Below are 14,304 nucleotides of genomic sequence, written 5' to 3' on the forward strand. Positions count from 1 at the left end.
TACTATTTGTAAACTTTTATAATTCTAAAACCCTATTTCCCCATGAAAACAAAACTATTCTCAATGGCTGTTGTAATGAGCTGTTTCCTTGGAGCTCAGACTAAAAAAGTCCTTTTTATTGGCATTGACGGATGCCGTGCAGATGTCATGATGTCTACCCCAACTCCTAATATCCAAAACCTCATCAGTCAGTCCATTTATTCTATTGACGGGCTTTGTGCTGCCACTACGTGGAGCGGAAACGGATGGAGCACCATGCTTACCGGTGTATGGCATACCAAACACAATGTTCAGGACAATAATTTTACCAGTCCGAACTATGTTAATTATCCTGATTTTTTAACCAGAGCAGAGACTTATAATCCCGCTTTAAGAACCATTTCTCTGGCTCATTGGTCACCAATCAACGACAAGATTATCCAAACGGCTGATGTAAAAAGTAATCTGGCAACGGATCTTGCAGTGAAAAATGCTGCTGTTACAGCTTTACAGAATGACAATCCTGATATTCTCTTTGTAGATTTTGATGATGTAGACCATGCCGGACATTCTTATGGATTCTCATCCACTGTTTCTCAATATGTCAATTCTATTAAGACGACAGATTCTTATATCGGAGAAATTGTGACTGCAATGAAAAACAGACCTTCTTATAATAATGAAGACTGGCTGGTAGTATTGACTACAGATCACGGAGCTATTGAAAGTTCTCATGGAGGCGGAAATCTTACGGAAAGAAATATTTTTACGGTGTACTCCAATCCTGGATTTACTCCTCAGCAGATCAGCAAAACCATTCTGGAATCCAATAAAACATTCAATCAGTTGAATCTCCCGGCGGGAGCTTATGCAAAGCCAGCAAGCCAGACTCCTTTTAATTTTGGTGCAAACCAGGATTTCACCATCGAGTTTTGGGTGAAACCTAATGCTGCTTACTCCAGTGATCCGGTGATGATCAGTAATAAAAACTGGGCGAACGGAAAAAATAAAGGATTTGTTTTCTCAGGATATTCAGGACAGACTTTCAAAATGAATATTGGAGATGGAACTAACAGAATTGACCTTGTAGGCGGAAAAGTGGAAACGAATAAGTGGAAACATATTGCAGCAAGCTTTGACAGAGATGGCCTTGTAACTCTGTATGAAGATGGTGTTCCGGTAACATTTGCAAAAATGAATACCATCGGCAATATTGATTCCGGACTTCCTTTAACCTTAAATCAGGATGGAACGAATGCTTACGGAATTAATCTGGCAGCTTCTTATAAAGATGTAAGAATCTGGAAATCGGCTCTTCCCAATGATGTGATCGTGAATTGGGCGAACCAGGATATTACAACTTCGCATCCTTATTATTCTCAATTATTAGCTAATTGGAAATGTAGTGGAACTTCAGGAAATACGTTGGCAGACTCTGGTCCAAACGCAAATAACATGACTGTGACAGGTTCTCCTACTTATAATGCAGGTACAGTTAATAATTTTAAGATCTATGACTATACTTCAACAACGAGAGAAACAGACCACTTCCCTACGGTATTGAACTGGCTTTGTATTCCGGTGCAGTCTTCATGGGGAATAGATGGAGTGAATAGAATTCCGGCATGTTCCAAAGAAATATTGGCCGCAAAAGAAACGAAGGTAATCGCTGAAGATTTTAAAATTTATCCTAATCCTGTCTCTACCTTCATTGGAATCCAGTATCAATCTGAGGATAAGGAAATTAAAGCAGAAATAATAGACAGTAAGGGATCAAATGTTTTAACAACACATTTAAAGTCTTCAAGAGGTTTTTACGATGAAAAAATCAATATCGGAAATCTTCCGGCTGGTGTGTATTTCATTAAAATCAACGGAAGCAAAAAAGCAATGACCAAGACATTCATCAAGAAATAAAACAGTAAAGCAATTAGATTTAAATTTGATATTAGAACAAGGATATTCCTATCCGAGTTCTAATATTTTTTTTGTTTATGTACTGAAAATCAACTCCATTCTGACATCTGCACGGTCGTACTCAGCATGACCAATAGGTGTATGGATAAAGCCAAGCTTTTCATACAACTTAATAGCCGGAACAAGGATAGAATTGGTGACTAGAAAAACTTTTTCTGCCTTTAATTCTTTTGCTTTTTCCACTAGAGCATTTCCCAGCAGATAGCCTAATTTTTTCCCTTGTGCTTTAGGGCTTACCGCCATCTTTGAAAGCTCAAACGTAAGAGGATTATCCTCTGTTTTTACCAAGGCACAGGTTCCTACAACTTCTCCATCCAGCAAAGCAAAGGCTATATATCCACCTTTATTTAAAATTTCCTCTTCGGGATGATCCAGAAGCTTGTAATCTCCTGCTTCCATCACAAAAAACGTTTTGATCCATTCCTCATTCAAAGCTTTGAAAGCTTCTTTATACTGAGGTTCATAGGCTATAATTTTTACTTCATTTTTACTATCATTCATCGCTATAAGGTTTATTAAATTCTGTTTTTTATCATTTTTCCCAGCTTTTCCAGATCACTTTCCACTCTGTCTGTCCATTCTAATGCATAGTTTAAACGCATACAGTTCTGATACTGATTATATTGTGAAAAGATTCTTCCCGGGGCAAAGTTTACTTTCTGACTGACAGCCAAATCATAAAGATCTTCTGTACAGATTCTCTTATCCAGTTCCAGCCAGAGCATAAAACCGCCCTTGGGTTCTGAGATTTTTGTATTATCAGGAAAATATTCAATCACCGATTTCTGGATCTGAAGGTAGTTGGCGTACAATTTCTTTCTGAACATTCTCAGGTGATGATCATACCTTCCGTGGGCAAGGAAATCAGCAATCACATCCGAGAATAAAGAAGGTCCGCTCACCGTCTGAACCAGTTTTTGACGAATAATTTTCTCTTTAAATTTTCCCGGCGCTACCCATCCTACTCTAAATCCTGGAGCCAGTGTTTTGGAAACCGAGCCTACCCACATCACAATTCCTGCTTCATCATAAAACTTACAAGGTTTCGGTCTTCCTGCTCCGAAATAGATGTTTCCGTAGACATCATCTTCCACCAAAGGAACATTGTGCTCGGTAAGCATTTTAACCAGCTCTTTTTTGTTCTCGTCCGGCATTTGAAACCCTAATGGATTATTATAATTTACCACAAAACAACATGCAGAGAGCTTGGGAAGTACTTTCTTTAGAGCATCCAGATCCACTCCTGTAATAGGATGTGTAGGAATTTCTACTGCTTTTAATCCTAACAACTGAATCGCCTGAAGAATTCCGAAATACACAGGGCTTTCCACTGCCACCGAATCTCCCGGTTGTGTCACGGCCATTAAACAATTATAAACGGCATTCATCGCTCCGGAAGTGATCACCAGATCATCTTCTGTGATTTTCCCTTCCATGACCATCGACCATTTAGCAATTTCACGGCGCAGCACTTCGCTTCCCTGCACAGGTTCATAATTCGTTCCGCTGTCACTCTTCCTTTTCATTACATCAATCATGCACTTTTTCATCTTGGCTACCGGAAGAAGACTTTTCCCGGGAATTCCAAGCGCGAATTGTGTGACATCTGTCCCTCCGATACTCCCGAATACCTTGTCAATCAAATCCTGAGGAGTATTTTTACCTTCTGAAACCTTCATCTGTGTCACAGAAGGCAGCGCCAGTTTTCGCTGGGAAGTCTGGCTTACATAATATCCATATTTGGGACGTGATTCTACCAGAGAGCGGCTCTCCAGTTCCATATACGCTTGTTTTATGGTATTCAAACTTACATTGTATAATTTCTGGGCACTTCTCAATGAAGGCAGCCTGTCTCCAAACTGCAGGGTTTCGCTTTTAATCTGCTCTGTGACAGAATTGGCTATTTTAAGGTACAGAACATCTTTAGACATAGAATCTGGGTTTTACGTAAATGTACAATTTTATCCTGTTTTTATTCAGGATTCAGCCAACTGATCATACTGTTGATACTGCTTTTTAATTGTTCCGGATCCTTGAAATTGGGTGTATTATTATTTTTGCAATATCTTTCAGCACGGGAATAAAAATTCCTTTTTTCTGATTCCGTCATTCTGTTTTTATCATAGATTTTAAAAGATATTTCATTTTTTTCATTGATGATAAGACTGGCAAAAGCAACAGTTTCTTTTCCGTTTTTAGCCAAAAGAAAAGGAAGTCCGAAATTCTGATCTGCTTTCTTCAAATTCTGTGTTTCCAGAAAAATGTTTTTCAGCTCCAACATATCTGATACATAAGCCTCAGCATATTGAAACTGTTTCTGATGTTGAGTGATTGTTTCCATATTTTCTTCTTTAGCTAAACAAAATTATGGAGTATTTAATTTTGGATACAGATACAGAACTATAGAATATTATGGATACAGATTTTTTATTTGATCTTTTAGCTCGCAGATAAAGCAGATTATTCGCTTGAAAAAATCCTAATTCACACAATTGATAATAAAAAACAGACTGTTTCTATCTGAAACAGCCTGTTTACAACTATTTAAAGTCTCATGGTTATTGTTCTGCTTTTTTAAGGGCTTCTTTGATTCCTTCTAATCCGTCTCCAAACTGGGCAAGCAGTGCTACAATCTGCGACATTCTATCATTCTCGCCCAGTCCTTTCAGGGTTTTATTTTTAACAAAGGTTTTCTTTATTTCATTCCAGCGTTCGGTTTCTTCTTCTGAAAGAATTCCTATGAGTTCTTTCATTTTCAGCATATTGGCTTCTGCTCCGGTTGTCAGCGTCTGAGATTCATTTTGATAATGATTCATCACAATCTGAATGACTTCATTATCTTTAAGAATCGGTTGTATCTGTGCAATCAGCTTATTCATATTACGGTAAGATCCCTGCAATTTGAACGGTGGTTCATTTCGGTAATCGTCTGACATGGCTGCGGATGCGATATATTCTTTGTTCACCTTCAACACCATATTTCTCACCCTGATTGTGTTTTTCAGTACTGTTCTGAAATCTGATATTTCACTGGAGCTGAAATTTCCTTTCAGGTTATCGGCAGGATTATCTGTAATCACACAATCATAGAGTTCATACAGGTTTTCCATTCCCGGATGGGTCAGTCTTGTCAGATATTCATTAGACATTAAAGCATTTTCAATAAGACTCAGGTCAAAAAGGTCTGTTTTCGATCCGGATATTTCTCCAAGATTGTAAGTATCTGAACGGTTGGCTAACATGTCCGGAATTTTAAACTTTTCTCCACTCTCCGTGTATGGATTTCCGGCCATGACGAGGCAGAATCTCTTGGATCGAAGATCATATGTTTTACTTTCCCCATTATAGATTCCTTCAATTTTTCTCTGTCCGTCTGCAAGAGAGATGAATTTCTGTAAAAACTCAGGATTACAGTGCTGGATATCATCAAGATAAAGCATAACATTGTCTCCCATTTCCAGGGCAAGATTCAGTTTTTCAAGTTCCTGTCTGGCACCTGCATTTCTGGCTTCGGAAGGGTCCGTTGATACAATATCGTATCCTAATGATGGTCCGTTGATCTTCATAAATACCAACCCCATTCGCTCTGCCATATATTCCATCAGGGTTGTCTTTCCGTATCCAGGAGGAGATACCAGAAGAAGCATTCCCATTCTGTCTGTTCTTTTGTCTGATCCCACAGTTCCCAATTGCTTGGCAAGATTGGCTCCGATGAGAGGGAAATAAACATCATTAATCAGTTTATTTCTCACAAATGAGCTTAAAACCTGAGGCTTAAAGGTATCCAGCTTCAATGCTTTTTTCTTTTCATCTACCCAGCTGTATTTCAATTCCTGAAGACGTGTGTATTTCGGAACGGTAACGGTATTAAAGTGACTCAGTCGGGATACAAATTCAAAGTAGTTAAGATGATATTCCGTGTCTTTTTCAAGAGATTTCAGCTCTTTTATGGCTACTTCATACGCAATGTGTTTGATATTTTTCGGATCAAACTTTTGAGTAATGATGAATGCTGCAGCTTCCTGTACTATATTTTCATCAGCTTCCGGATCAAATGCCTGTAATGCACTTTCGGCAATGTAATAACATGCTGAAGGATACTGATACATAGCCTGTATCTGAGCAATGAACTCCAGATCTTTGCCTTTTTCTTTGAGTTCTTTCAGGAACAATTCATACAAAGTAGCAGCTTTTTCTGAGATCAGGAAGCTTTCTTTATCTTCTTTTTTCAGGTATATGGCAGCATTGATATAATCCGTCTCCAGAAAAATACCATGTGCTGATGCAAAAGATTTCATTTCTTCCGAAATTTCTCTGCTTAAGTACTCAAATCCCTGTTTTACAGTGAATGATTGAGTAATAATGGATGCTACCTCAAACTGTTTGGTATAGTAATCTTTCCTTTCACTTTCAAGGAAAAACCAGAAAAGCTGGGCTAAAGTTCTCTCCTGTGCTGTAAACCTCATCAGTCCAAGTTCATTATGGATCTGCTGAAGTTTCAAGACAATCATTTCAGCATCTTTATCATGAATTCCTTTTACCAGTCCTTCTCCGAAATGTTCTGCCGTAAACTGCTGTACTGCCTTTTCATTTTCAATCTCCGAGGTTATTTCCTTGCGAGCGGAAAATACATTCCAGGCAAGGTATTCAAATCTTTTTACCTTGTTGTTTTCTGAAACAAATTCCTGATTCCAGACTTCTTTGAATTCATCTGCCGTGAAGTTCAATGGTTCATAAAAGCTTGTTCCGGTAAGGTGATAATAATATTGAGCATTCCTCAGTACCAGCGTAAGATCCAGCTTCTGCTGATTGACTGCAAATTTATAGTCTCCCAATGCAATGACGCTTTCTCCGTCTGCATAGATCTCTTTTTTATCTTTCAGTTTTCTTACGGCTTCCTGCTGCTGGGTTTTTAACAACGTCTGAATCTCTTCTGATTTTGCTGAATCTTCCCATTCTGCAAGCTGTCTGGAGAGATCTCTCACTTTCTCCACCATCAGATCTGCAGCAAAATAGCCATTGATCTCATTTTCTGAGTCAAAAGATTCTGCTTTGGTCTGTACCGATTTCAGGATTCTCTGCGCAGCATCAAAAAGATTCTGAGTCCTTTTATTTCTTGCTTCGGTAAGCTGTACCCTCTTATTTTGAAAATGTCCGTAAACTTCTTCTCTTTTGGTTCCTATCTGCTGAATAAACTCTTCGAAATCAATAAATTTCGTTTCCATTTCTTCCAGCTGAATAGAGAGTTTGGTCAGATATTCATCACATTTCTCAGGAGTTTGTGAAAGCTCCAGAAAATTGATCACAGACTGGTCAAATAGGGTAATCTGAGCCTGAAAATCTGAGGCCAGCTCTTTCCCTGAAATTTCTCTTTTTCTTTTGCTGAGTTCAAGCCTTTCCTGATTCAGTCTTGCAAAGATTAAAGAGATATTTTCAATAATCTGGGTAGACTGGGAGGTGTCTTCAATTTTAAGGTTATTGACAATATCCACCAATAATTCCAGCTGCCCGGAAAGTGTATTGATATTTTCTTCAATTATTTTGGCGTCAATGGCTTTCTGCAGTCCAATGATATCTTCGGAAATCTGCTGTGCTCTTTCTTCGTATGGCAATAATGCACCTTCCTGAAGCAGAAATTCCACACAGGCATTTGAGAGTTCTGTATAACGGTCTGCAAGAGATTTTTCCAATCTATCCAGCAAAGCTTTTTCTGCATATTTAAGCTCTCTGGCTCCTGTCACTTCTCCTCTTAATGCTCTGATCTGAGAAAGAGCATCAATGTATTCTGTAAGCTGAGAATAGTGAAGCCTTTTGGTATCATCAAGAATTTTATCACAGGACAACTTTATCTTTTCTAAAGTTTCCTCTGTATTCTTCCTTTGTTCTACTACTTTTTCGTACTCATTGATGGCCGAATGGGCAATCGCCCTGATCTCTTTCAATGGCATATCCAGCTTCTGAACTTCCTCTTCCCCAAGAAAATAGTAAGTATCCAGAATAAAGGTTGAGAGCTTTACAATATCATCATACAAACCATTGTAAGAATCTTTTTTATTCAGAAGGGTTATCAGCTCCTGACTCTCAGCCATTACTCTTACAATATCCTTATTTCCAATTTTGTAAAGTAAACTGTCTGCTTTTTCCATATTGGGCAACAGTTCTTTGGAAAAAGGAGTCTGCCAGATCTGAGACAGATGATGTTTTGTGGTTTCGATGCTTTCTCTGAGATAGATCAGTTTCCCGTCATTAAGAAATGTAAAACCGCTGCATCGGATCGGGGTTTCTATAGTCTGGGTGATGATATTATAGGAGATCAGCTGATAATTATTGGTCTTATCATCGTAGAAAACGTATAAAAAATTCTCTCCGTTGGGTTCTGCAACTGTTTTCAGATAGTAAAGTCTGTTCTGATCCTGAGAGATCACTTTTAATCCTCCTGTCTGAAGGGCATATCCGTTTGAAAATAATACCCCTTGATTTTCCGGAAGCAAAAGCCCTGAATATTTAATAGCATCTGCCCTTGAAACGGTTTTTTCTTTGTGATTATAAATGAAATAGCGTTCTGTTTCCTGATAAGGCTTTATTTTAAACAAAACAAGATTATCCAGATCACAGAAATGAATCTCAGCATCATCCAGATTCTGATCTTTATGAATTACATCTTCAGAGTAGATTCCCTTTCCTGTATCTGTATTGTCTTCTACTTTAATGGTAATATCTCCACCGATGCTTTCTACAAAAACTTTATCTGCTAAAGAAATATGAGGATGTTTTCCGGATCTCTGCATATCTCTTGTTGCCTTTGTCCATACAAAACCATGCTGCTGAGGATATGATGTTTCGGAGGCACTTCTTGAATCTACATAGATCAGTTGATTCTCTTTGATCAGCCATTTAAAGGCTTTGATATCTGTGGTACTTTCTGAAAGCTGAAAAACCATATAAAGATAGTTTTCCGTGAAGGTAAATCTGGCAAAGAAAGTATTTCTGTAATATTTGTAAAGGTTTTTAAACTCGTCGATGAAAACTTCATCATTGATCAGGGTCTGATCCTGAGGTTCAAACCGGTCATTATTGATTTTATATATTGAAAAAACGTCCGAAATATTGATTTCCGTCTGAAGTCCCAGGTGTGCATTAGATCCAAAAATCAGGAGATCACCCAATGAATAAATATCTTTGGCAATGCAGCTGTGATCCGTCGAAATTCTTTCATTGGCAATGAGAGAGAAATCCACTCCGCCAAATATATTTTTACGGCTTTCATTAAGCTGCTGAAGTCTCTGAATCAGGTCATTCTTCTGCTCATTTAAACGGTTCTGAATAATTTCGTAAGTTCCGGAATTAAGTTGTTCTGACATCGTTTTTATTTAGGTTGTCATGGCTGCTGTAGGACAGCAGGTCTTTGTATAACTTGTGGTACTTTGAAAATTTTTTTTTGATATAAACCTTATAGGTTTCGGAAACCTATAAGGTTTGAGGTTTAGAATCTCTTAAAGCATCTAAAGCTCTCTTGCATTAAACATGGTTATTATTCACAGGTTTGTGTTCCACTCCCAGATGTTTAGCCATGTCAAGTGCTCTTTCCAGAATCCCTTTTTCCTGTTGATTGGCTACGCCGTTCAGTTTAAAAATCAGGGAAGCAATGCTCATATTTTTGATGTCATCGGATGAGATTTTATATTTATCCACCATTCCCATCACTTTTCCAATGATGTTTTCTCCATCACCCAGAAGGTTTTCTTTTACAATCTGTGCATTTTCGCTGTGGCTGATGAATTTATCTAATCCTTTTCCTGCAGAAACCTGTCTGATAACATTGTCGAAGAAAGTATTATCACCTCCTACGATATCAATTTTTGCAGATTTGAAGGCTTCTGCGAGTACCATAGACTGAGCTTCTGCAATATCTTTCTGAATAGCAATCTGAGCCAGTTCCACATCTTTTTCTTTGGCAAGCTGAAGACGGAATTCTTCGTGATCTTTTCCGGCATCGTTCAGTTTCTTCATGGCTTCTGCTTTCTCTGTGATTCCTGCTGCTTCTGCCAATGCTTTTTCTTTGATGACTTCTGCCTGAGCAATTCCTTCTTTTTTATTGGCGTCAGCTTTTTTCTCAATCACTGTAGCTTCTGCAACACCTTGTCTTTCTGCAGCATCTGCTTTCGCATGCATTACCTGAGCTTCTGATAATCCTACTGTTGCTTCTTCTTTTGCTTTTGCGTCTGCAATAATCTTACGGGCTTCAGCTTCTTTTTCTGCAGCATCTCTTTTCGCCTGTGCTTCAATTACATATTTCTGAGCATCTTTTTCTGCTGCCAATCTTCGGGATTCTGCGGCTCTTGTTTCCTCGATCAGCTTTTTCTCTGCTTCCTGAGTGGCAACAGTAATTTCTACCTGCTTGTTTCTTTCTGCAGTTTTGAAGGCTTCCAGATCTTTGATTCCCTGCTGTTCTTCCACTACGGTTTTCTCCATGGTTAAACGCTCGCGGATCGCATCCTGAATACTTTTCTTCTCCAGTTCTATTGCTTTTTCCTTTTCAATCTGAGCAAGAGAGACAATTCTTTCTCTTTCTGTAGCTTCAAGGGCTTTATCCTTTAATACTCTTTCGGTTTCTACCAAATCTGCACGTTCTTTATTTTTAGCAGCGATAACCACCTGGCGAAGTTTATTTTCTTCTGCAATCTGTAGTTTTTCTTCTGTAGCAATACGCACTGTTTCATATCTCAGGCGCTCCTCTTCTTCTACTTTCAGAATTTCTGCATTTTCACGGGCTTTGATATTGGCCACTTCTCTTTTTTGAGATTCTTCTTTTTCTGCCAGCTGTTTTTCAAGTTCCAGAATGGCTTCTCTGGCTTCTACATTTTGTTTTGTAATGGTTTTTTCTTCATCACGACGAACCTGATTGGCTTTAATATTTTGAGTAGCTGTCAGTTCGGTAATTTTTTTAATCCCTTCAGAATCAAGGATATTATCTTTATCTAATTTATCAATTGAGGTCTGCTCAAGGTAGTCTATTGCACAGTCATCCAGCACATATCCGTTAAGATCTGTTCCGATGATATCAAGGATTTCCTGACGGAATTCGCTTCTGGCTTCATATAGTTCTGTAAAATCAAATTTCTTTCCTACCGTTTTAAGAGCTTCTGAAAATTTGGCTTCAAACAATTCTCTTAATGTCTGGGCATCTGAAGCACGCTGACAACCAATCGTTTGACCTACATTCACAATATCATCTACTGATTTATTGACACGGATAAAAAATGCCACCTGAATATCTGCTCTCATATTGTCTTTACAGATTAACCCTGCTCTTCCCTCTCTTGAAATCTCCAGCTTTTTTACGGAGATATCCATAGATTCCATACGATGGATAATGGGAATGACAATACCGGCATTAAAGAAGACTTTTGTACCTCCATAACCAGTTCTTAAAATAACGATTCCCTGAACAGTTTTTTTATACATCGATAAAATCCAGAAAATCAATCCGATTGTTGCTACGACGGCAACAATAATTCCAGCAATTAAAGGTAAGTTCATAGTTTTATAAGTTTATAGTTTATATAGATGTGTTTTTTTATTTTTATAAGAATTGGAAGATGATATCCAGGATATAATTCATCAGAATCAAAAAAATAGTCAGCATGGTTATTAGTTTTTATTTTAATATCTTATTGATTTCTGTACGTAGTAAATCCTTTTTTCGGGTTCTTCATCTACAATCATAACCCGGGTTCCGTGCTCCAGCCTGCTTCCGTCATTGCTTCTTACCATCAATGTCATAGGATCACTTCCGATGAAGACTTCCATCATTCCTATTTTATCATCCTGAATGCTGGATTTTAGGCGTCCTTCTCTTCCTAAAAAGGCATAGGACAATTCTCCTTTATGATTGATCTCTTTAAAAAAGGGATTCAGGGGCTTTAGAATTATTTTGGTTAATAGCATTCCCCCAATCATCATTGGAAAGAGAATCAGTATTCCTGCCCATGTGGGAAGTGGAATGAAATAATTCAGATAAAATGAGCCCAGCCAGGTAATCAGCAATGAAAGTGTAAGAAAGTATGTTACCGGAACAATGTCCAGATTCAGAAATTTCAGGAAATGCATCCATGCCGAAGGATCATGATCAGGAGCGTGGAGATGACCATCCGGAACGTCTATATCTGCATCAGCATCCAGATCGGAATGAATTCCAACATCGATATCCAGCCCGGTAAGAATGGTGAATAGCCAATAGACTACCGAAAGTGCCAAAAGGACAGTCAGCACCGTATTCACCGGAGAAAATGCTACATTCAAAAATTCCTGAAAGGTCATATATTAGCCTTTTTTAAGGGTTTCTTTTAATCTGTTTAAAGCTTCTTCAGCTTTTGTATCACTATTGTTTACTACGGCATCTATCTCTTCATCAATGCTTTTTCCTGATTTTGAAAGATCAGAATAAGCTTCTGCAAGGGCTTCCTGCTGTACAACACGATCCTTCAGTTTTTCCAGCATACTCACTGTACTTCCGGTGTCCATCTGGGTCATCTTCTGATTGATATCTTTTGTGGCTTCACTCACCTGAACTCTTGCTTTCAGGGTTTTCAATTCGTTTTCCCATTTGGCAATGCTTGATTTCAGATGGTTGATATTACCCTGCATTTTTTCGCAGTCATCATACAGTTTCTCATGTTCTTTCTGAAGAGCTGTTGCATTTTCCAAAGAAGAGGTCTGTTTTTTCAGTGCTTCTTTAGCAAGGCGGTCTGCGTCAGCGGTTTCCACCTCTCCTTTTTCTGCTTTCTGAACAATGACTATAGCTTTATTATAATAATCATTGGCGGTCTGCTGTTCTGTTTCTGCGTCATTCTTTTTACGTATGGCAAGCGCTTTCAATTGAGCAAGTGCTTCTATACTTTTTCCCAACTGTTCTTTCATTTCACGGATTCCCTGTTCCGTTAAATTGATTGGGTCTTCAAAGCTGTCGATCACAGAATGGATCTCTGCTTTTCCTATCGTTAACAATCTTTTAAAAATGTTCATTTTAAATATCTTTTGTGAATTACTTACTCATTTCAAGCATTTCTGTTGTAAATTCCCCCACAAGGATTCCTAAAGAATTGATGGAAGCCATCACTTCGTTTTGCGCCATATTATCGGTTGGGAGTGTATCTCTGAAAATCACCCTTCTTCCGCTTCCGTCCAGTACAAATGCTCCGTGAACGATGTCTCTGTTTTTCTGAAGGAGTCTCAGAAATATTTTTTCGGATGGGTTTTTTATTTCAAAAAGAAACTGTTCCATGATCAGAATAGAGTCTGATATTATAAGGATCATGTTTTTTATCCCGTTGGATTCTTTTTCGATGATTAAGATTCTCTGAGCCTCATCTTCCAACGTGATGTTAAACTCATAATCTAACAACCACTCTTTGACCGTTCTGAATATTTGATTTCTCATGATGGCTGGTTTAGTGTTTTATTTTTCGTCTACACAAATATAAAATAAAATTTTCAAATTGCAAATATTATTAGCAATTATTTATTTCAGATTTTCTATCTTTGCAAAAAAGATTAGACAAGATGAGCTTCTTTGGAACTAATATTAAAAAAATAAGACAGGTTAAAGGACTGAGTCAAAAGGCTTTTGCCGATTTATTTGATTTAAACAGAGGAGTAATAAGCTCTTATGAAGAAGGTCGCGCAGAACCTAAGATAGAAACTATATTAAAGGTAGCCAATCATTTTAACCTTAATCTTGACAAATTACTGACCGAAACCCTTCAGGTAAACCAGTTAGTAAGCGTTTCTGATATAGATCAACTGATGCTTTTCCCGGAATTGGCCATTCAGAACAGCAAAGAAGCACACGAAAAAACGCAGGAAAGCAATCCAAACGAATCCGTGTTGCAAAAAATATTAGCATCCGTGGATTTGGTGTATGAATTTACCTCTGAAAAAACTTTGCTACCGCAATATCAATATGGTGATATTTTGTTTTTGAACAAAACAGATCAGAAAACAGAATCTGTCAACAACCTTCTTATTTATCAGGATGGAAACCTCGTGCATGCTACAGACAAGCCATCAGCAGCAAACTCCGAACAAGAGTATTATAAAATTGTAGGATACGTTTCTACTGCTGAGAAAAATATTTTCACCAGTATTTTTGAGAGACTGGAGAATTTGGAACGTAAAAATAGTATTAATTGATCATTTTTACAATCCACTAAAATGATATAGACCTTATAGGACAAATAAAAAAGCCCTCCGTAATACATTACAGAGGACTTTGTACCCCAGACGGGACTTGAACCCGTACGTCCTTGCGGACACAGGATTTTAAGTCCTGCGTGTCTACCAGTTCCA

The 14,304-nt window shown here is 38.0% G+C and carries 10 protein-coding genes; 2 read left to right on the top strand and 8 right to left on the bottom strand.

The window, feature by feature from the left end; genetic code table 11:
- The first annotated feature begins 42 nt into the window (after positions 1 to 42).
- Positions 43 to 1,896 carry an alkaline phosphatase family protein gene (locus NK356_RS18550; RefSeq protein ID WP_253317693.1) on the top strand — a complete coding sequence of 618 codons (1,854 nt, stop codon included), beginning with the start codon at positions 43 to 45 and terminating at the stop codon, positions 1,894 to 1,896.
- A 75-nt stretch (positions 1,897 to 1,971) separates the two neighbouring features.
- Here NK356_RS18550 and NK356_RS18555 read toward each other — a convergent pair whose 3' ends face one another.
- From NK356_RS18555 to NK356_RS18590, 8 genes are all read right to left on the bottom strand, one after another.
- A complete protein-coding gene (locus NK356_RS18555; RefSeq protein WP_253317694.1) occupies positions 1,972 to 2,457 on the bottom strand; it encodes a GNAT family N-acetyltransferase in 486 nt (161 codons plus the stop codon).
- A gap of 14 nt (positions 2,458 to 2,471) precedes the next feature.
- Positions 2,472 to 3,887: a PLP-dependent aminotransferase family protein gene (locus NK356_RS18560; RefSeq protein WP_233333272.1), complete on the bottom strand. Its 1,416-nt coding sequence runs from the start codon at positions 3,885 to 3,887 to the stop codon at positions 2,472 to 2,474.
- Positions 3,888 to 3,928: 41 nt separating this feature from the next.
- The gene (locus NK356_RS18565; protein WP_253317695.1) at positions 3,929 to 4,297 is read right to left on the bottom strand and encodes a hypothetical protein; all 369 of its coding nucleotides are present in this window, start codon (positions 4,295 to 4,297) and stop codon (positions 3,929 to 3,931) included.
- 217 nt (positions 4,298 to 4,514) lie between these two features.
- On the bottom strand, positions 4,515 to 9,317 hold the full coding sequence (locus NK356_RS18570; protein WP_253317696.1) for a DNA repair ATPase: 4,803 nt from the start codon (positions 9,315 to 9,317) through the stop codon (positions 4,515 to 4,517).
- 157 nt (positions 9,318 to 9,474) lie between these two features.
- Positions 9,475 to 11,496, bottom strand: coding sequence for a flotillin family protein (locus NK356_RS18575; protein ID WP_034693954.1), 2,022 nt, complete (start codon positions 11,494 to 11,496; stop codon positions 9,475 to 9,477).
- Positions 11,497 to 11,619: 123 nt separating this feature from the next.
- On the bottom strand, positions 11,620 to 12,276 hold the full coding sequence (locus NK356_RS18580) for a hypothetical protein (RefSeq protein ID WP_034693955.1): 657 nt from the start codon (positions 12,274 to 12,276) through the stop codon (positions 11,620 to 11,622).
- A 3-nt stretch (positions 12,277 to 12,279) separates the two neighbouring features.
- Entirely contained in the window at positions 12,280 to 12,981 is a 702-nt protein-coding gene (locus NK356_RS18585; RefSeq protein ID WP_253317697.1) for a PspA/IM30 family protein, read from the bottom strand.
- Between the two features lie 19 nt (positions 12,982 to 13,000).
- Complete coding sequence (locus tag NK356_RS18590) at positions 13,001 to 13,396, bottom strand: hypothetical protein (protein ID WP_034693957.1); 396 nt, start codon at positions 13,394 to 13,396, stop codon at positions 13,001 to 13,003.
- A gap of 122 nt (positions 13,397 to 13,518) precedes the next feature.
- Here NK356_RS18590 and NK356_RS18595 point away from each other — a divergent pair, with 122 nt between their 5' ends.
- Positions 13,519 to 14,148: a helix-turn-helix domain-containing protein gene (locus NK356_RS18595; protein ID WP_253317698.1), complete on the top strand. Its 630-nt coding sequence runs from the start codon at positions 13,519 to 13,521 to the stop codon at positions 14,146 to 14,148.
- The last annotated feature ends 156 nt before the right edge of the window (positions 14,149 to 14,304 follow it).

The sequence above is a fragment of the Chryseobacterium sp. S0630 genome, from assembly GCF_024158915.1.
Lineage (GTDB): Bacteria > Bacteroidota > Bacteroidia > Flavobacteriales > Weeksellaceae > Chryseobacterium.

Excerpts from the sequence above, each read along its gene's own strand:
- NK356_RS18550 (WP_253317693.1), top strand. The coding sequence starts at position 43 with ATGAAAACAAAACTATTCTCAATGGCTGTTGTAATGAGCTGTTTCCTT.
- NK356_RS18555 (WP_253317694.1), bottom strand. The coding sequence starts at position 2,457 with ATGAATGATAGTAAAAATGAAGTAAAAATTATAGCCTATGAACCTCAG.
- NK356_RS18560 (WP_233333272.1), bottom strand. The coding sequence starts at position 3,887 with ATGTCTAAAGATGTTCTGTACCTTAAAATAGCCAATTCTGTCACAGAG.
- NK356_RS18565 (WP_253317695.1), bottom strand. The coding sequence starts at position 4,297 with ATGGAAACAATCACTCAACATCAGAAACAGTTTCAATATGCTGAGGCT.
- NK356_RS18570 (WP_253317696.1), bottom strand. The coding sequence starts at position 9,317 with ATGTCAGAACAACTTAATTCCGGAACTTACGAAATTATTCAGAACCGT.
- NK356_RS18575 (WP_034693954.1), bottom strand. The coding sequence starts at position 11,496 with ATGAACTTACCTTTAATTGCTGGAATTATTGTTGCCGTCGTAGCAACA.
- NK356_RS18580 (WP_034693955.1), bottom strand. The coding sequence starts at position 12,276 with ATGACCTTTCAGGAATTTTTGAATGTAGCATTTTCTCCGGTGAATACG.
- NK356_RS18585 (WP_253317697.1), bottom strand. The coding sequence starts at position 12,981 with ATGAACATTTTTAAAAGATTGTTAACGATAGGAAAAGCAGAGATCCAT.
- NK356_RS18590 (WP_034693957.1), bottom strand. The coding sequence starts at position 13,396 with ATGAGAAATCAAATATTCAGAACGGTCAAAGAGTGGTTGTTAGATTAT.
- NK356_RS18595 (WP_253317698.1), top strand. The coding sequence starts at position 13,519 with ATGAGCTTCTTTGGAACTAATATTAAAAAAATAAGACAGGTTAAAGGA.